At 46.2% G+C, this 19806-nt stretch carries 16 protein-coding genes and 2 pseudogenes; 1 reads left to right on the plus strand and 17 read right to left on the minus strand.

Annotated features, from left to right (window positions below; translation table 11 throughout):
- Positions 1-70 precede the first annotated feature (70 nt).
- From ACESLK_RS10225 to ACESLK_RS10265, 9 genes and pseudogenes are all read right to left on the minus strand, one after another.
- Positions 71-1714, minus strand: a complete 1644-nt coding sequence (locus ACESLK_RS10225) for a glycoside hydrolase family 140 protein (protein ID WP_373229331.1) — start codon at positions 1712-1714, stop codon at positions 71-73.
- Positions 1715-1737: 23 nt separating this feature from the next.
- On the minus strand, positions 1738-3462 hold the full coding sequence (locus ACESLK_RS10230) for a cache domain-containing sensor histidine kinase (RefSeq protein WP_373229332.1): 1725 nt from the start codon (positions 3460-3462) through the stop codon (positions 1738-1740).
- The gene (locus ACESLK_RS10235; RefSeq protein ID WP_373229333.1) at positions 3459-5024 is read right to left on the minus strand and encodes a response regulator; all 1566 of its coding nucleotides are present in this window, start codon (positions 5022-5024) and stop codon (positions 3459-3461) included. Before ACESLK_RS10235 ends, ACESLK_RS10230 begins: the two co-directional genes overlap by 4 nt.
- Before the next feature lie 107 nt (positions 5025-5131).
- The gene (locus tag ACESLK_RS10240; RefSeq protein ID WP_373229367.1) at positions 5132-6790 is read right to left on the minus strand and encodes an extracellular solute-binding protein; all 1659 of its coding nucleotides are present in this window, start codon (positions 6788-6790) and stop codon (positions 5132-5134) included.
- A 37-nt stretch (positions 6791-6827) separates the two neighbouring features.
- Positions 6828-7730, minus strand: coding sequence for a carbohydrate ABC transporter permease (locus tag ACESLK_RS10245; protein WP_373229334.1), 903 nt, complete (start codon positions 7728-7730; stop codon positions 6828-6830).
- A 35-nt stretch (positions 7731-7765) separates the two neighbouring features.
- Positions 7766-8716 carry an ABC transporter permease gene (locus tag ACESLK_RS10250; RefSeq protein ID WP_373229335.1) on the minus strand — a complete coding sequence of 317 codons (951 nt, stop codon included), beginning with the start codon at positions 8714-8716 and terminating at the stop codon, positions 7766-7768.
- An 85-nt stretch (positions 8717-8801) separates the two neighbouring features.
- Positions 8802-10130 (minus strand): amidohydrolase family protein, encoded by a 1329-nt coding sequence (locus tag ACESLK_RS10255; RefSeq protein ID WP_373229336.1) that lies wholly within the window; start codon positions 10128-10130, stop codon positions 8802-8804.
- A gap of 173 nt (positions 10131-10303) precedes the next feature.
- A pseudogene (locus ACESLK_RS10260) lies at positions 10304-10609 on the minus strand (Gfo/Idh/MocA family protein); the annotation flags it as partial.
- A gap of 28 nt (positions 10610-10637) precedes the next feature.
- Positions 10638-11495: a phosphogluconate dehydrogenase C-terminal domain-containing protein gene (locus tag ACESLK_RS10265; protein ID WP_373229337.1), complete on the minus strand. Its 858-nt coding sequence runs from the start codon at positions 11493-11495 to the stop codon at positions 10638-10640.
- Between the two features lie 110 nt (positions 11496-11605).
- Here ACESLK_RS10265 and ACESLK_RS10270 point away from each other — a divergent pair, with 110 nt between their 5' ends.
- Complete coding sequence (locus tag ACESLK_RS10270) at positions 11606-12406, plus strand: sugar phosphate isomerase/epimerase family protein (RefSeq protein ID WP_373229339.1); 801 nt, start codon at positions 11606-11608, stop codon at positions 12404-12406.
- Here the strand turns inward: ACESLK_RS10270 and ACESLK_RS10275 are convergent.
- The 8 genes and pseudogenes from ACESLK_RS10275 to ACESLK_RS10310 form a co-directional block, all read right to left on the minus strand.
- On the minus strand, positions 12403-13635 hold the full coding sequence (locus ACESLK_RS10275; protein WP_373229340.1) for an MFS transporter: 1233 nt from the start codon (positions 13633-13635) through the stop codon (positions 12403-12405). The genes ACESLK_RS10270 and ACESLK_RS10275 overlap by 4 nt on opposite strands.
- Positions 13628-14962: an NAD(P)-binding domain-containing protein gene (locus ACESLK_RS10280; protein ID WP_373229341.1), complete on the minus strand. Its 1335-nt coding sequence runs from the start codon at positions 14960-14962 to the stop codon at positions 13628-13630. The genes ACESLK_RS10275 and ACESLK_RS10280 overlap by 8 nt, the downstream gene beginning before the upstream one ends.
- 60 nt (positions 14963-15022) lie before the next feature.
- Positions 15023-15370, minus strand: a complete 348-nt coding sequence (locus ACESLK_RS10285; protein ID WP_373229368.1) for an ArsR/SmtB family transcription factor — start codon at positions 15368-15370, stop codon at positions 15023-15025.
- Between the two features lie 133 nt (positions 15371-15503).
- Positions 15504-16773, minus strand: a pseudogene (locus ACESLK_RS10290) (flavin monoamine oxidase family protein).
- Between the two features lie 205 nt (positions 16774-16978).
- Positions 16979-17566, minus strand: a complete 588-nt coding sequence (locus tag ACESLK_RS10295; protein WP_373229342.1) for a Uma2 family endonuclease — start codon at positions 17564-17566, stop codon at positions 16979-16981.
- Positions 17567-17580: 14 nt separating this feature from the next.
- On the minus strand, positions 17581-18165 hold the full coding sequence (locus ACESLK_RS10300) for a Uma2 family endonuclease (RefSeq protein WP_373229343.1): 585 nt from the start codon (positions 18163-18165) through the stop codon (positions 17581-17583).
- A gap of 126 nt (positions 18166-18291) precedes the next feature.
- Positions 18292-19110, minus strand: a complete 819-nt coding sequence (locus tag ACESLK_RS10305) for a pyruvate, water dikinase regulatory protein (protein ID WP_373229344.1) — start codon at positions 19108-19110, stop codon at positions 18292-18294.
- A gap of 32 nt (positions 19111-19142) precedes the next feature.
- Positions 19143-19790, minus strand: a complete 648-nt coding sequence (locus ACESLK_RS10310) for a helix-turn-helix transcriptional regulator (protein WP_373229345.1) — start codon at positions 19788-19790, stop codon at positions 19143-19145.
- Between the last annotated feature and the right edge of the window lie 16 nt (positions 19791-19806).

Here is a 19806-nt window from a genome sequence, read left to right on the forward strand (position 1 = left end):
ATTTATAAATAAAAAAAGACCGATGCCGCTAAACAATTAGCGATCTCAGTCTTTGACTTTAGTCCACTGTTCATCCAGTCTTTGCAGCAAAGACACCCAGAAGAAGAACCCAGTCATCACCGCCAGACGATTCCTCGGCAGAAACCGGGGAGGCAAAGGCACTGCTTTCAAACGGGAGGCTGTCCGTCAACTCCCCATTACGAGGATTGAACCAGCGGTATGAGCCGCCATCAGCCGGATTTGCAGCCAGTTCGCATGAGCCGGCGGCGGGAAAATAAACGATGATCACGACACCGGCTTCATCCGATAAACATAACGGCATTGTCCCTTCTTCTTCGGTTCCGCTGGCTGAGACAAGCTTCTCGGGTGCCGGAGACAAGGTATCAAACCTCACGATTTCCGTCATAAACCGGAAATAGTGAGTCAGATAGGCAGTCCCCGGCGAATCCTTATCTACTCTCATATGAGCGCCCCATGTATTGTTGAAGCCATGTACAACAGTATGTCCGCTGAACCCGGCTCTCCACTGTCCCCTTCGGGTATGGTGCTGATCCATCCGTTGATGCCAAGGTGCGGTGAATAATCCTTCCGTTCGTTCGTAACCAAATTCAGCGCATACAGCTACTTTCACGGAATGTCCGGAATGGATACGCATATCCTTCTCCAACCCCTTGCAAAGCGGCGCGTCCAGCTTGCCGTCTTGCGTCTCGTCTCCCCAATTCGTCTGTACAAGATACACGTCTATCGTATCGCAATCACCTAACCGTTCATGGAGAGGAATGCTTTTCTCCCAATTGTGCGCTCCGATTGGATGAGCGTAAGGGTCCATGCTGCGGATTTGCTTGGATAACCGCTTCAGCCAGCGGTTGGACTCCTTGTGATATTTACCGGCGGCCCCAGTCGGATAAAATTCATACTCATTAGCCGGACACCAGAGGAATACGGAATCGAAAGCCGCGTACCTCGCTACGATATACTGATGCCAGAACTCTTCGTATTCTGCTATGAACTTCCCCCTGTCGTTAAACGGGAATTCAAACATCCAGCCCTGCAGAATCAATTCGAGTCCGATCCCAAGCTCCGAAGCCAATGTAACAACTTCGTCAACTGCCTTGAAATAATCAAGGTTAAACCGCATAAAGTCCGGCAGCTGCGAGCTCCCGCCCCAAGGCCAGCAGTCTCTATTCTGCCACTGGTTAGGCACATCCGGGTGATAAGGACTGACTTGCAGCCGGGCCCGGATATAGTTGATACCCTGGGATTTTCGGTGCTTCATAATACTTCCAACGTCAACTCCACAGTAATGAGCTCCGAACAGGTTATAGATCGTATCTCCGAATAGAAAGAACGGTTCTCCGTTATCGAACCTGAACCCGAACGGCCGTGCCGGATCAGCCCGCAGAAACCCTTTGCTCTCCCTCTCGGCCGGCCCAATCATCAACTGAAATTCGCTCTTTAGTTCCCCGTCCTCGGGAATAGAGAAGATCCGGCAAGACCATTCCCCTTCGTGCATCGGTGTCCACCGGATCCTCCATATAAGACGTTCCGCCTCATCCGCCCCATCCGCCCCATCATAATAACCGCTGGCTTTCTGTGTAATCCCGCTGTCTTCATGGATAAATTCAGCTCGGAGTTCTACATCCCAATAGGGATTGGAATAACGCTTGGATGTAACGGCTGCAAATTCACAAACCTTCCACTTCCGAGCTTCCAACAAAATCATCTCCTTTCGCCTTATTATTTATTTTTCTCTGCCGGAACCCGAATGGTAACGCATGTACCAATACCTAGTCGGCTATATATTTCAACACCGTATCGATTTCCATATTGAAGCTTGATGCGTTCATCGACATTTCGGATACCATAGCCGATATTTACGCCATTTTGCACAAAAATCTGGTCAATCGTCTCTTGCCTCATCCCAATTCCATCGTCGATGATCCTAAATATAATCATTCCCTGATCTAAGTGTGCGGTAACCTTAATGTTTATGGATTTGCCGAATAACGCATGCTCTAATGCATTCTCGACGAACGGCTGCAGGATCAGCTTAACTGTCTCATACCCAAGAACCTCTATCTGTATGTCATACCAAACTTGAAGCCTGTTCCGAAACTTGATATTCTGAATAGCGATATAGGCCCCTGCCTGCTCAAGCTCCTTCTGAACTGAGATGAGCATTCGTCCTTTGTTTAGCGTCAACCGATAAAATTTCGCAAGTCCCAAGACCATCTCATGCAGCTTATCGATCTCTCCGAACTTGGCCAAGCGGCTTATGGAAGAGAGGGTGTTGTATAGGAAGTGAGGATTTATCTGAGCCTGCAAGGACTCAAGCTCTGCTTCTTTCTTCTGTATATTGGCTAAATAAACTTCCTTTATAAGCTCTTCAACGTTATCCCCCATCTTGTTAAAGGCGTCGGCAATTTGGGCGAATTCGTCATTCCACTTAAATCGAATCCTCTTCTGGAAATCTCCCTCCTTGAAAGCGTGGAGAGAATAGACGATTTTGCGGACCCGCTTGGAATAATAGTTCGACACTAGCAAACCAATGACCAATACAATAATAATGCTTGCTGCCCCGAGTAGAATCGTAATGCGGAGCACATTCTTAGCGTCCTTCTCCAATAGGGAATTAGGTACCATCGCAACTATTTTCCAATCTACTCCATGCACAGACTCTTCAATCCTAAGATTCGTGTTTCCGCTCGTTTCGGTTTCAAGCGAATCTCCGTTTAACATCCCTGAGGCTTTAAGAGTTGACCCCGATTTATTAAGCACGAATAAACTGCTTTTCTCACCGATTTTCAAATAGTCGACAGACTCAAGCAAATCCTCAAGACCGATAACGGTTCGGGTTATCCCAAGATATTTCTGACGATCAAAGTCCATTAATCTGCGTATCACGGAAATATTGGAAAAGGTTTTGTCATTCTCCACCTGCAGCCACGAGATTCCTTTGTCATTTTCCGCAGGCAACTCAAGCGTTTTGAACCATTCCTGCTCTTCCAGCCGTTTCAAATACAGAATTTCATAACCTGGTACCTTTAATGGATTACGATTCGGGTCCTGGTCGCTATATACCTCCGGTATGGAAGTGTTGTTAATATACACCTTAAGCAAAGCAGGCTGGCTGAACACGTTTATGGCATTGGAGAACATCGGCATCAGGTACTTTTTCGTCGTTTCTAAGCTGTCCCAGCCGTCTTCATAATTTCTTAAGAAGCTTTGAAGCTGCTCATCGAAATATAGCTGCTCCGAAACCCGTTCTGCTTCTTTCATTTTGTACATAATATTATCCCGGATTTGCGAGAGCGTTCCTTGCAGGTTCTGTCTCGTTTGTTCACGAGCCGAATTTATTGATGATTGGTAGGAGAAGCTGCCTACAATGATTACGGGGATCAGCACGAATAAGAAATAAGTCAGCATGAGCTTATAACCAAAAGGAATAAATGATCGTTTCATCTTTTTTTCCGGTAGTCACCGGGAGTCGCCCCAAACTTTTCCCTGAACTGCCTGCTGAAGTAGGTTAGGCTCTTATACCCGACACGGTCAGCAACCTCATAGATTTTAAGCTTGGGATCTTCCAGCAGCTCAGATGCTTTCTCCAATCTCTTGCGGATGACGAAATCGCTGAAGTTCTCGTCTTTCTCTTCTTTGAACAGATGCCCCAAATAGTTGGGAGAGAAGGAGAAATAGTTGGCAACGTCTCTAAGGGTCAAATTGCGATCCAGATGTTTATTGACATATTCCTCTATTCCCTCTATAAGCTTGTGGTTTTTGCGGAGCTTCTTGAGCTGGAGCATTTCGGATATTTCAAACAGCTTGCGGCGCAGCCAAGACTTAATATCATTGACCGTTTCGAAATCATATAAGACATCCAGATGGTTAACATCGATACCTAGAATCGTTCTTAAATTTTCGTTCATGTTGAAGAGGAAAGAATCCAGCTTCGCAATCAGATGTATGGTTACATTGTAGACGGACATTCGCTTGCCGAGCTGCTTCACGTTTCCATAAAGCTGTTCCAGGCTGTCGTCTACTTTAACTAATTCATAATTGGCGATTGCTGCGAACAGCTTTTGCAGTATCTCATCGATATCAAGAACGTCTATCAACTGAAAGGATTCGATATCCTCCCAAACAATGACACGGTTTTTCCCGCAAAAGATTTTGTAGGACAGCATCTCTTTGGCTGAGCGGAAGGAGACAGGCAGCTCCTGTATATTATCCGTAATCTGACCCAATCCTGCCGTTACCGTAAGAGGAGAATGATTCTCTACGTATTCCAGAATACGCCTTAGCTTCTCCAACCTAGAATCGCCGTATAGGACAAGAACAAACCGATGCCCTTCCGCTCTGCAGAAAATGGCTATACCTTCTATTTCACAGCATGTATTCAAGGCATTGTAGGTTTCGGAAATATGGGATTGTTTCTTGTTGTCAGGCAGGCGCTCCAGCTTTAGGGAAACATCGTCCAGCTCTAATAATCCTATCTGGTAAGGACCATGACTATTTAATTCCTTTAATGTATTCTTTAGCAAGGGGAGCTCTTCTCCACCATCGCCTGATAACCAATGGATCAGCCTTTCATCGTTCACTTGATGAACGGAGTTATTAAATCCACGCTCCAGCTTCTCCATCTGCGCTTCCCGCTTTAATTCATTCTTAACCTCCGTCAATACTCTAATTACTTCATGATCATCCACGGGCTTCAATATATAACCGGCTGCATTTAATTGAATAGCCTTTTTCGCATATTGAAAGTCTTCATATCCGCTTATAAATACCATTTTTAATCTGGGAATTAATTCCAGGGCTCTACCCGCGAGCTCCAATCCGGACATGATCGGCATCTTGATGTCGGATACCAGCACATCCACCGGATTGCTCTGCAAATAATCCAAAGCCTCAAACCCGCTGTTCACCGCAGACACGACGTGCATTCCCAATGACTCCCAGGGAATCAATCGTTCCAATCCCTCTAAGTCCAGCATTTCATCATCCACTAACAGAACCTTGTACAAGTATCGCTTCTCCTCCTCTCCAGGGGTTTCCCGCGAAACGAAAGCAGAAGGGCATACTTAGTTAAATGTAAGTATACCCTTCTGCTAATGACCTATCTTTTGCTATTCTATTGTCCTGACGCCTTTTTGATGTTCTCCTGCCATTTGTCTGTTTTGAACTTCAACAGCTTTTCATAACCTTGTGCCATAGCGGAATCATTCGCTTCCTTCAGCAGGGCATCGACCCCCGCATCACTCTTGGCGAAGAGAATTTTGGCTACATATTCTTCCATTATAGCAGTAACCGTCGTTTCTGCGATTCCCTCTTCAGAATTCGGCGAAGGCTTCAGGTTGGTGAATACCGTCATGTTTTGCGAGGTTTTCCAGGTGACGTTCACCTGCTGCTCCGTTGACCAGTTGCGCTTTCCTTCGGGAAGCGCCATTTCGATTTTAGCTTTCACTCCATCGACGAAGGATGTGTTTCCAGCCCAGTTGAATGTGCCCATCTTATCTTTGTCTTTATCGGCTTGCGGAGTCGAAGTCCACTTGTCATTAGGAATCGGAGCGCCGTCCGCATCTCTATCATCCCAATAACGTCCTTGCGGCCCGAAAGTCATAATAGACTGACCTTCTGTACCTGTTAGCCAATCCAAGTAAGCAAAGATTGCTTCCGGATTTTTCGCTTTCGTTGTAATGCCTATCATATTCCATCCTTGGGAAACGTAGCTGTTCGGGAATACCTTGTCTGCGGCTACGTTATCGCTATGAAGCGGCCAGATTGCCTTATAACCTGCATCGGGATCCTTCTGCTGCAGCAAATTGTTGGCCTCCGCAATATCCCTATTTATGGCAAGCAATCCTGCGAATACGCCGACGCGGCCGTTCTTCATTTTCTCGTATACTTGGTCTCTCTTCTGGGTGAAAGCATCCTGTGTCATTAATTTATCCCGAAAGAGCTTGCTGGAGAACTTCATTGTCGCAGTAAAGGTCGGATCAGTGAACATGGATGTCAGCTGATCTCCACGAGGAACCGCCATCTCGCTAATATAGTTTATAGCGAAATTCTCTTCCAATCCTGTATTAAATATATGAATGCCCTCTGCCTTTACATCTGTCTCTAGTGGAATGACATCCGGATATTTCTCTTTAATCAGCCTCAGGTAGCTCTCCAGATCAGCGAACGTTTCCAGCTTGGGAGAACCCAGCTCTTTATAAATTTTCTTATTGATCAGGTAACCCGAGTTTCCATTCGGGCTTGAGGTATACCAGTTCGGAAAGCCGTACAGCTTGCCGTCATCGGCCCGAAGCATGTTTAGTGTCTGGTCGCCCGCAAACTTCTTCAAGTTCGGATATTTGTCCACATACTCATCAAGCGCAACCAGCTTCCCGGCTTCACGCAGCTTATCGAAGTCTCCTCCGCGATCTGTCATAATGACATCCGGCAATGCATCGGATACGACCATTGTGTTAAATTTCTGTTTGGCCGCACCTCCGGACTGGATAGCCGTTATATTGATCTTGAAGTTTTCCTTGACCCACCCGGAGGAAGGATCTGCGCCCCAGGGTTCGGTGACCATCCAGTCATAATTGCCGTAGAAGCTGAACTCTAAGGGCTCGCTTCCCAATTGAAAGGCTGAGGTTGACTGTGTTTCTTCCGATGCGGTAGGACTTGCTTGCGTCGAGCTGCTAGGACTGGCAGAAGAAGCAGGTGGGTCTGATTTCCCTTTCTGACTGCATGCCGAGAGAAACATACTTGTTACGAGGAGCAACAGAAGTCCTTTTCTCATCTTCACGTGCCTAACCCCTTTCAATAGTCATTTTTATTTAACCCTTGAGTGAACCTACCATTACACCTTTGACGAAATACTTCTGAAGGAAGGGATAGATCATGATAATCGGAAGTGTCGTGACGATCATTATGGCCATGCTGAGCGACTTGGTCGAGATGGTTTGCGCTCTATCGAAAGCATCCATAGCGGAAGCATTTCCGCCAGTAGCTTCAAGTAATAATTCGCTTGCCAGATTGGAATTCAAGATTTGCTGCAACAAGCTCTGCACAGGCATAAGCTGTTGGTTATTCATATAGATCGTCGCGGTAAACCAATCATTCCAGTGAAAGATCGCTGTGAACAATGACAATGTGGCGATAACGGGGCCGGATACCGGGACCATGATTCGGAACAATATACCGAATTGATTGCACCCGTCCAGCTTGGCTGATTCCTCTAAGCCTTCTGGCAGTTCTCTGAAGAACGTGCGAAAGATGATCATATTCCAGACATTGATCAGAAACGGAACGACAAGCACTAGGAAGTTATCCATCAAGCCCAAGGAGCGGTTAATCAGGAAAGAAGGAATTAACCCTCCCTGAAAAAACATAGTAAATAGGAAGAAAAGCATGTAATACTTGTGAAAGAGGACACCCTTTCGCGACAAGCCATATCCAAGCATCATCGTCAGCGTGACAGATAAGGCTGTGCCAGCAACCGTTCGAAGGATGGAGATCATGAACGCATCCAGCAGGCGTCTATCCGAGAATACAACCTTGTAATTATCCAACGTAAATTCCCTGGGCCAGAAGGTAATACCCCCGAGTGAAGTATCCAATCCGGAATTAAACGAGATGACCGTGGAATTCCAGAAGGGATACAAGGTGATAAACCCAAGAAAAGTTAGAAGAACATATATAACGGCATGGAACACTTTATCTCCGAAGGTTAATTTCAAGCTGCTTCACCCCAACCTCCATTCGGCATTAAAAATTACCACAGGCTGTTTCCGGAGCGGCGGGCTATAGCGTTGGCCGCCGTCAACAACACAATACTGATAATCCCCTTAAACAATCCGACAGCAGTCGCATAAGAGTAACGGGAGGATAAGATTCCGACACGGTATACGTGGGTATCGATAACCTCTGCCACATCCAAGAGGATTGGATTGCGGGCCAACAGCAGCAGGTCATCGAAACCTGCATTTAACGTATTTCCAACCGCCAGAATCAAGAAAATAATGACCACCGGAAGAATAGACGGCAACGTGATGAGGTAAAGCTGTTTGAATCGGCTTGCCCCATCCATCCCTGCCGCTTCATAGAGATGGGGATCGATTCCGGCAATGGCTGCCAGGTACACAATCGAGGCAAACCCGATTTCTTTCCATAAATTCGAACTGATCAGAATCGCCCAGAAGTATTCTGGAATCGACAACCAGTTAACGGGTTCCCGAATCATATTCGTGCTTAGAAGAAATAGGTTCAGGCTGCCGCTGTCGATGGACAACATCGATCCGACAAAACCCGCGACGATAACCCAGGATAGAAAGTGCGGCAAGTAGCTGATCGTTTGTATAAATCTCTTAAACAGCATGTGTCTGATCTCGTTAAGCATAAGCGCGAGAATAATAGGTGCCGGAAAGATGATAATCAGCTTCAATAGGCTGATGCTAATCGTATTGCGCATAATTTCCCGGAATTGCGGAGAGCCCACGAACATTTCAAAATGCTTTGTTCCAACCCAGGGACTAGCCCAAAAGCCCTTGAATAAATTGTATTCCTGGAATGCAGTAAGAGAGCCGTACATGGGCAAGTATGAAAAGATGAATACGAGTATAACGCCGGGTATGATCATGAGCTGAATATCCCACTGTGCTAATAATTTCTGCGAGAGCGTTTTCTTTTTTATTCGCTGTTCTTTTGACACAATGGGCGAATCCATCTGTCTCCTCCTCCCATTTATCTGTTCCTTTATCTTATAAATCCAACGACTTTAAGAACACTTAGCCAAGCAACGATATGTGTAATTATTCAACGATATTTCGAAAATAGACATCTAGAGCCGTTTTATAAAGCATCCACTCTTGATCTGCATCGCTAAGCCCGCACGTCCGCAGCTTGGCCAGTTCTGTTCCTGCGTTGTCCGCATGGTCGGTACCAAACATGAAGCGATGAGCTCCCAGCTCCTCTGCCCAATGCCGCAGCAAAAAACCTCCGGTCCAAGTAATATCCGCATATAGATTGGGGCAACGTTTCATAGCCATACCCGTCTCTCCCGCCATTATCATCATCCCGCAATGGGCAATAATGATTTTGACATCGGGATATTGTTCAGCTGCAGGAATCAAGTTGCTGGGATTGGCGAAAGGAATACCAGACCCGGTATGAACCATAACGGGAACTTGGAGCTTCCGCGCCAAGTCGAATACCTTTCTGCCATCGTGCCCGGAAGGATGAACGGCATGTGCGAAGGTATGTATTTTGATGCCGACAAAACCAAGCTCCTCGATGCATCTCCTAATCTCTTGCTCATAAAGGGCAGCTTTGAGATGAGGATTGGGGTTAGCCATACCATAGAAGACACCGGGAAATTCTTGGGTCAACGCAGCGATTGTATTATGCTGATCGACAACCGACTCTAGATCATGGCATGAAGCAGGCTGCAGGATTGTACGATCCACCTGAAAGATCTTATGTTTATTAAGCTGATCCTCCCGCGTAAAATGCTCATCGAAAACATAATCCCACCCTAAATGAGCGTGAACGTCGATTATCAAAGGAATGGCCCCCTGTTCAAAATTCGATTGGGCGGTGCGGTGCTGCACTGCACTCTCATATACTCCGAAAGCTAAACGCAATGTTTGCAAATTATCATGGCCGCTTGTTTGGAATTCCTCGCCTGCTTCCAGGCAAGCTACAAAATGAGATTGCAGACGGTAATGGCTCTCTTCATGGTCCAAACAGGTTTTCGGTTCAATTGTACGTTCCATCTGTCCATCTCGTGAAAGGATCGTTATTTTCCCGTCTGTATACAGCTTTAAGGTACCGTTCTGTCCATCTATCACAAGCTGCTCCAAATGAACAGGGCCTACTTGATCGCCAAGCGGCTGATCAAGCTTCTGCCGCGTCGCCCAGCTCATATCCAGAAAACCATAAAAGTCATCATAACCAAGCACAACGATTCCACTGTCTTCGCCAACAATATAAGGACTGACTCGCGTAATTTCCGCGTATAACCGTTTAGGCATGCCGAAAAGATACCTCCAGGTATCAAACCAATGTACACCCATTTCGTAAAATAAGAGCTTAGGCATATCGCGAAAAAATGGCTGCGGAAGCCGGGCACCCGGTGCCATTCGGGGCGTGTAATAATCCGTATGGACAATCGGATCAGATTCACCTTCCCTAGCTCTCCGCTGTTCAACACTCTCTTAATCACCTGGAACGGCTGAAGCCACCGCCAATTTTCAGTGACCATCAGGCGTACCCCTGCAGCATCCGATATTTTAACGATTTCCTCCGCTTCAGCTATAGAAGGTGCAAAAGGCTTCTGGCACATGATATGTTTACCGGCTGCCGCCGCTTTACGCACAAAATCCAAGTGTGTATCGGCTCCCGTAACGATGTCGACGACATGGATATCCGCATCGGCCAGCATTCGTTCGATCGAGTCATATAATTGATCTTCCGGAACTCCATATTTAGCCGCTTTAGCCAGCAGCTTATCGCGTGATCTATTGCATAACGCGGTGATATGAACATTCGGAATACGGCTCCAGGCTTGCAAGTGCTTCTCCGACCAGAAGCCGGTGCCAACCAAACCTACCTTCCACATCTATGTCCCTTCCTTTCCCGCAGTGGTTTTACGCCTGCTCCAAATGCAGCATTTTCCGCAGCACCTCATCTAAAGACTCTTTGGTAAATACCTTTTTCCAGTCCGGCTTAAAGATATGCTCATACCCGTATTCAATCGCGATTTGGGCCGCATCAGAGAAGGGATTTACATGATTAAAAGCAATCGCCAATGGAATTTGGATATGTCCCAGCATAAAGGATCGAGCCGCCTCAGGAGGAACTCCCAGCTTGATGACCTCGTCCATCGCTTCCTTCATTAAACAAGCCGCCGCAGCAGCAACGACTTCTGCCGCCGCCGGTTCCAACAATGCCATCTGCTCTACTGTGATCCGATGGCATTTCACCACGGGCGCAAACATATCCATGCAAATGCGTTCCGCAGCATCGTAAAGTTCTTCCTTCCCTTGATGAAGAGCCATTACGATGTCTTGCTTGGCCGCAATTCCACCGAATATATCTTTCCTCGCCTCAGGAGTATCCTGATAATCGAACAAAGCGGGATGGCAAGGATGAGTTACGACATAGGTGCAATCTGTTCTCATCACAACTTGCTGCGCATAGGCTGCTGCCGGATCAAGCAGGATTACAGTTGAATCTATTCTCAGCAGATCGTAAATAGATTTAGATACCATTCCGATTTGGGCGTCCGGAACAGCCAAGATTACAAAGTCTGCCTGCGAAAGAGCCTCTTCGGCAGGTGTCGCTTGCAGACCGTTAGCTGCAAGTCTCTCCTTGCCTGCATCGGCTTGTTCACATAGAAACAAAAGGTACTGCTGTATTTTTCTTAAATTGTCGGTAATCCGGAAGCCCATTTTACCGCCTGCTCCGATAACCGCGATGTTGAGATTTCTTGACTGAATATCCACTATAGCTTCGCTCCTTTGAATGAAGTTGCCATAATGATGAATATTGGAGTTTTGTATTCAATATGTGCACATATACATCTATTGCATGGATTGGTAGCAGGAGGGATTTAATGGTGCTCGGCTTAAGCAGCTATACGTTGACATGGTCTGTGGGAGTTCCCGGATATGCAGCTCCTACAAAACGACTCACCGCTCTGGATTTAATCGAGTTAACTCATCAATTAGGTTATAAGCTTATACAACTCGCTGATAATATACCCTTGCACAATAAGTCTAAGGAAGAGTTGCGTCAGCTGCGCGAAACTGCGGAGAGGCTAGGGGTAATCATTGAGGTCGGCACACGGGGAAGCTTGCCGAAGCATCTGCTGAAGTATTTAGCTATTGCTAAATACTTCAAAGCAGATCTGGTTAGAACATTAATTACTATCGCCGATATAGCTGAGGCTGAGGAACAGCTGCAATCTGTTCTGCCTTCATATGAGGCCGCAGGTGTAACATTAGCTGTAGAAAATCACGGCTTGCACACAACGAAGCAATTGATACAATTGTTTGAGAACCTAAATAGTCCATTCATTGGGTGCTGCTTGGATACAGTTAATTCCTTCGGCGCATTGGAATCACCTGATTTTGTAATCGATCAATTGCTTCCGTATATGGTTAATCTGCATGTTAAAGATTTCGATATCCAGCGCATCGATCACCAAATGGGATATATGGTTCTAGGAACGGCTGCAGGCTCAGGGCGATTGGATATACCGAGGCTGGCCGATAAATTACGCAGTCAGCAAAAGAAAGCCCATGCTATCTTGGAGCTATGGACCCCTTTTACCGAAACAGTGGATAAAACAGTAGAGCTTGAGCTTAAATGGATGAAGCAAAGTCTAGAATACTTAAAAAAATTCGGTTTTTAATTGTGAGAAATAGCTGGAATACCAGCATCTAGTTTTAGTTTTGCGGAGAAAACCCATCCCATACTTAGTAAAAACAAGATAAATGCTGAGATCCAAAATGTTAATGTCAATCCAATAAATCTTTCGGATAAATAACCAAGGACTGGTCCAAAAGATGCCCCTACATCAACCACAATAACGTATAAAGTCATGGTTGCCGCTCTGGATGTACCTGATGTGATATCCGAAGCATAGGCACCCAGGACTGTGGCTAATATCGAGGAAACCAGCAGTATAACGAATATATTTAATAACCATAGACCAAAGGGAAGATCGAAATTTATACTCGCCATAAACACAGAAGAAAGGAGCAGAGACCCAACCAAGAAGGGCCTGCGGCCCCATTTCCCATCCGACTGCTTGCCAACCCAGGGTGATAGAAACGGGCCGACTGCCCAGCGTGAAGCCTGCAATCCGCCCGCCAATGTCGCGGCCCCCACTACCATTCCAAGAACATGAATGCCGGTTTGCAGCCGAGTATCGATCAGGTGACTTAGAATAGCCGTAAACATGCCTTCCAGGCATAACATAACCAGAAACGCAGATGTTAACGTCCACAGGAGTATGGGTTGTTTCTTAACTTTCACTTCATCCATTTTTTGGGATTCAAAAGCCTTACTCTTAGAGTTTGGTACATGATAAAAAACGACAGGGAGAACAAGGAAGGCAAGAATACCAAACACCACGGCGACTTCCCGCATCCCAAACAAATCAACAAATGCTCCCCCAGCGAGCATTCCGATGAGACTTCCCAATCGATACAGCCCATTATATGTTCCCATAAAATGCCCTCGATTCTGATTCGAGGACAAATCAAGAATCATAAAATAAGCACCCAGTCGAAAAAATGACCACGCTATTCCCCAAATACACCGCAGAATGAGCCATACAAAAAAGCCATTTGCGAATCCATAGGATAATGTCGTTATCCCGGAGATAAACACAGCAAACAACAAGCCGCTTCTAACGCTGACTTTACGATACAACCATGAAATAAGAGGATTAAAAGGCAATCGAATAAAACGGTTCGCGGATAATAATATACCGACCTCTAATAAAGAGGCCAACCCCGCATCTTCCCAATGGATTGGCAAGGCCACATAAAGCATTGAATCGCCGAATAATGATACAGCCGTAATAAGCGCAACAATGACTACAGGCTTAAGGTTGTTATTACTTATGCTAACCACAGCAAGAGGTTTTTGTAGTCACGCTCCCAGTACTGCAAACGCCCGTTTCCGGAAGCTCCAACTCCACCTTCTGAGCCGCTTCCCAATCTCCCGTCATTGCAGCAACAATGGATCTAACTTGTTCGTACCCTGTCGCCATTAGAAATGTCGGGGCCCTGCCATAGCTTTTTGCGCCAACAATATAAAAGTTGGGCTCAGGCTGACGCAATTCCTTCTCCCCATGCGGCCTTACAGTTCCACAGCTGTGAACGTTCGGATCAATAAGGGGAGCTAATGTATTCACGCTTTCAAGAGCTGAGTCCATATCGGTTCTGACCTCCCGCAAAAAGCTCATATCTGGACGCGATCCCGTATTGCTGATCACTTCATTAATTCCTTCAATAAAAATCGTCTCTTCGTTCCTTCTTCCGGTTACTGTAACCAGTTCTCCATCTTCCTTGAAATTCTCAATATTAAAAGATGACAGAACTTGAATTGTTCCTGTGTCCACTAGCCTTTGAAGACGTGTTCCCAAACTTCCGCGCTCAGGGAGACTATCGTTGTCCTGTCCTCCATATACGTCTTTCACATTAGATTTGCGTATAATCCACACGATTTCCGTCTCAGGCGCATGTTCTTTAACACTAGCTAAATCTAGCAAGGCATTCATAGCGGAGTGCCCGCTGCCTACAACTAGAACCTTTTTCCCACTGTATCGTTCCTTGTGCTTTCCTAGAACATCTGGAATTCCGTAAAAGATCTTCTTGTTAATAGACAGTTCATCTTCAGTCCAAATCCCCTCGGAATTCGCTGGATTAGGGCTGGACCAAGTTCCTGAAGCATCAATGACAGCCTTGGCTTCGAATACAATTCGTTTATCGTCCTCCATGACATGCAGCACGAAGGGCAGTATACCGCGTCCAGCCGTTTTAACTAAGCTCAGACCTTTACGGCTGATCGCGATGACCTTCGCGTTATAGTGAACATAGGGTTGGATCACCGGCAATTTAGTGAGAGGATTTAAATATTGTTCAACTAACTCTCCTCCGGTAGGAAGCTCATCATCATTAGGAGCCTTCCAATTATGCAGCTCGAGTAAATTTCTTGCTGCCTTATCGATGTTATATTTCCATGGGGAAAAGAGCCGAACGTGACTCCATTGTTTGATATTCCCGGCTGCTTCGCTTGCCGACTCGAACAAGACAAAGGATTCTCCCTTAGAAACAAGGTGCGCGGCAGCAGCCAGACCCACCGGACCCCCGCCGATAATGGCAACGGGTAAATGTCCGATATTACTTAGCTGTGTATTGGAAGCCTGATCAACCTTACTCGAGCAACATTCACTCATCTTTTGGTACCTCCATTTTATTAATCAATTTTTCTTGATATATTATACGAGCAAAAGCCACTAACAGCAGTCGCCCAGCGTAACTTCGTCTTTACGGAAAATGCAACAAAGCTCCGGTGAAAGAAGCTTATTAACTTCGGAAGGGTTCAGCTCATAGTAGCTCCATGTCCCCTTGGTCTCGCGAAGAATTAAACCGGCATCCAGTAATATCTTAAGGTGGTAGGACAGCTTGGATTGAGGCATATCTAAAACCTCCGTGAGATCGCATACGCAGGTATTCCCTCTCTGGGTGAGCTCATACATGATCTGCAGCCGTTTTTGATCGGCTAGCGCCTTAAACTTAGCTTCATACTTCGAGAAATCCACTGCTGCTTCCGGAGTTTGAACGATTAACGGTAATGGTTTAATCACGTTTGTACCCCCTTATTGGACATAAATCAATTATTTTTGATGAACTCATCTTAACATGCTTCTTTTGCCAATTCAATACTTAATCAATTTTTTTTGATTTATTTTCTTCCCCGGTTATTATTTCGTTTTATTACGCTTTCGGCAAATCATTCACTTCAACAGCAACCCGTATGCCGGACTCAATTGCCCCTTGCATCCAACCGTGGGTAAGCGTGGTATGTTCCCCGGCGAAGTGAACGCGTCCTTCAGGAGAAGCAATAAAGGGAAACAGCTCCGATTGCTGTCCTGGCTTAAAGATCACCCAATCTCCGCAAGAGTAGGGGTTTTGGGACCAACTGAAGGAAGTGCCCCTGACAAATTCGCGATAAACTTGATCACCGTGAATGACAGCCAGATTCTTTAAGACATACCGAATGCGTTCTTCGTTCGGCAACCCGTCCCACGGCATCGCATCGTCGCCCAATGTATAACTTGCCAATATAACGGCTGGACCCGGTGTGCCGATCCCATGACTTGGATAATAAGTGAACCGTATCGGCAGGTCTGTAATCGTCCTTGCGTATCGCTTTCCATTTGTTGTGAGAAAAAGAATCGTGCGGCTCCACCTCAACAAACTTCAGAACTGTAAAAGGAATGGTCACGATCGCAAGATCGCCTGTTATGTTGCAAGTATTCGAAGTTCCTTCCTGATTCGATTGGATGGTTACTCCGTCTTGGTGCTGAATAATCTTGGTCATCCGTTGTTGGAAACAAATGTCTCCCTGTAATTTGGGAAGAAAGGCTCGAGGCAGCAAATCGTTCCCCCCTGCAATCTGATAAAAGCGAGGGGATCGAAGAGGCATCAAAAATCGCAAAATATCGAGAAAGGACTCCTCCATGAATCCTTCAATCCCAAGAAGCACGCCAATCATTTCAATGGCCCCTTGGGAATAAGCAGGACCGTATTTCAAAAAAATATACATCGAATAGTCGTCGTAAGCTTTTACAACCTGAGGCCAATTTCGGATCGGATCTTGTTTGATAAAGTCAAGGATGGGATCTACCGCCATATTCAGCAGTTGCTGAGCGGTCTTCCCCTTTTCATGCTGAAATACCGGATAGCTAAGGATATCCGGCTGCTGCAGGTAGCTTTTCAATTGGGTTTTGATTCCGTTAACATAAATGATGTCTTCTGGAGTTTCGTTGATAAACGGTTGAATCGGCAAACCGAACTTTTGAGCGTACTCTAGAACCAAATGATGAGATTCAGGAATACGCATAGCACCCACGTCCAAATACAATCCATCACTAAATGGGGCTCGAAGCGTATAGACGCGTCCTCCCACCCGATTGTTGGCCTCTATGATTGTCACGCTGTGCCCCGCATCCTTCAGTAAAGAACCAGCGATCAGCCCGGCCAAGCCTGCACCTATAATCACAATTTTTTTCGGAAATCTCGATTTATGAAGCCCGAGTCTGATGATTCGAATCATTTCGCTGGGGTGCAACGAAGTTGGAATTAAAGGATCCAACGAACATCACGCTCCTACACAGCTTAAGACGTACCTTCATCATATTCAATCGGGCATTGTCCTATACCTGTAGTTAAACGACTGCACATTCCCTTCAGTCAGTCGCTTTCTCTTTGAAACGCATCGCGTTATGAAACAGCTGACGCAAATCAATAGAAATACACGATAGTTTCGGAGAAGTGAACGTTTCTTCGTCTCCATAGGTGGCCGCTAGTTGATATTTGCCATCCACCAGCACCAACTGATCGATCGTGGAGTATCCCGGATCGACAATCCAGTATTCCTGGACTCCGAAACGCTCGTAGATTGCTTTCTTGCGTACTTTATCTTTAGATCCGGTACTCGGTGACAGAATTTCCACAAGCAGATCCGGAACACCCTTGACCCATCCGTCCTTGATGATAGGAAGGTTCTCGTTGGCAATAAAAATGAGGTCAGGCTGCACGATATTATTCTCGTCAAAATGAACGTCCATCGGTGCCACAAGTACGATCCCAACAGTATGACATGAAGCACGGATTGAGGCGTTCAGCTCAGTGACCAGCATTTGATGAGTTACTTTCGGTGAAGAAAGGAAGTCGTAACGCACTCCTTCAATAATCTCATACCTTTCCTCAATCCAATAGCCGCTCTGCCCTTCCTTCACGCCAGCTTTCCGCTTGTCCGCCTTTTCTTCACTCATGATCCTCTCCTCCTTCAAAATACCGGAATTTCCCTAAAAATGTCGCTGATAACAAAAGAAACGCATGGCAGCTTATCCGAGACCGTATCGTCACCTTCAAATAGATTGCAGAGCTCATAGTGATCACTGTCTATAAGCTGAAATTGCTCCAGTATTCGCGTTGCCGAATCCACAATCCAATACTCCTGAACCCCATGTTTAGCATAAGTCCTCATCTTGATCACCTTATCCCTTTTGCGAGAACTGGGAGAGAGAATTTCAACAACGAGATCAGGCGGTCCTTCAATGCCCCGGTCTGTCACGATATGCTGCCGACTGCGGTGAATCATCAGAATATCGGGTTGAAGTACATTCGTCTCGCTTAAAATCACATCAAGAGGCGCATCATAGATCAAATAATCCGATTTACAGCTTTGCTTTAATACAAATTCCAGTTCCCCGCTTACGGCTTGGTGTGTCGTTGACGGACTAGGTGTCATCATTTCCATGCTTCCGTCGACAATCTCGTAGCGCTGTCCATCATCCGGCATCGCTGCATAAGTCTCATAGGTCACTTGCTGCTCCTTGATTTGGTCCTTCGCTTTGTTCTTTTTTTCCATCCAAATTACACTCCTCTCGAAAAAAATAGCACCCCAGCAAAGCAACACTCCGTGTGTTTAGCTTTGTGAGGTGCTTCCCCGATTGAATATCTCTTAATTATCGTCAAATGAAGCTTTATTGTCAATTTACGATCTAATTTCCAAAGCCTCCAAGATTGCCCCTGCGGTCTCTTCAATCGCCCGGTCCGTCACATCCACAACTATGCAACCCAGCTGTCGGAAGATGGTTTGGGCAAATTCCATCTCTTCCGCCACTCGTTCCAGCGAAGCATAGCTGACTCCGAAGGGCAACCCCATCGCCTTCAGCCGTTCCGTTCGAATATTGACCAAGTTTTCAGGCCTCATAGTCAATCCAATAAATCTGCTTTGCGGAAGCTTAAATAAATCCTTCGGGGGTTTAACCTCAGGGACAAGCGGATAATTAGCTACCTTATACCCTTTATGGGCCAAAAAGATGCTCAGCGGTGTCTTAGATGTTCTTGATACGCCAAGCAGAAACAGATCGGCTTGCCCCCAAGAAGCAGCATGCTGCCCATCATCGCATTTCACCGAATACTCAATCGCTTCTACTCTTTTGAAGTATTCCCTATCCATGATGTGAAGAAGACCTGGCTTTTGTTTGGGAGAAGAGGAGTTAAAAGTATGTACAAAGGCCTCCATAACAGGCCCCATGATATCAACGGCATATACATTTAAACGGACAGCCTCTTGCCGGATCATCTCTCTCAATTCGGGAAGTACCAGTGTGTATACGACAAAACTGCCGATTCGCGCGGCCTCTTCCATAAGCTGGCGGATCTCATCTTCAGATTTAATATGCGCCCAGCGCTTTATGTTGATGTTCTCGGCATCAAATTGACGAACCGTCGCCCGGACGACTGCCTCAGCGGTTTCCCCCACCGAATCGGAGCAAACAAAGATGGTGTTGAGTTGCTCATTCACCATGATTCACCCTCTTTGCGTTCTATTAAAATATTCTATTGCTCTCCCGTGGCAGCATCGAAGAGCAGCTTCGTAATGGTTGTTTTTGTAATTCTGCCGATCACTTCATACTTAGGTATTCCTTCCGAAGCATTCATCGGCAAAACAACAGGCAAACCATCGACCTCGTGCAAAATCATTTCACGCATGGCTTCACGGACGGTGTCGTCGGGAGAAACCGTGGCAATATTGGGAAATCGGGTCATCACCATGCTGAGCAGAACGGAAGATGCCTGGGGGTTGCCCAATGTGACCTTCAGCAAATCCTTCCGGGAAACGATGCCTGCCAGTGAGCCGGATGCATTGACAACGACAAGACTTCCTACATTTTCGATAAACAGAGTGACGACCGCATCGCTTACAGTCGCCGTTTCACGAAGGACGACAGGGATGCCCATGACATCCCTGACGCGCCGCTGCGTAATTTGGGTGACTTCAGAATTCTCTTTCATCACGGTATTCCCAATAAAATAACCAACCTTAGGCTTAGCATCGATGTAACCCAACATAACTAACAATCCCAAGTCAGACCGTATGGCGGGTCGGGTCGCCCCAAGAAGCTCCGCGATTTGTTCCCCTGTTATCGGAGCTCGCTTCTGGACCCATTCGATGATTTCCAATTGGCGGGATGACAGCTCGATCATAATCCCCTCCCATTGA

This window comes from Cohnella sp., from assembly GCF_041640265.1.
GTDB lineage: Bacteria > Bacillota > Bacilli > Paenibacillales > Paenibacillaceae > Cohnella.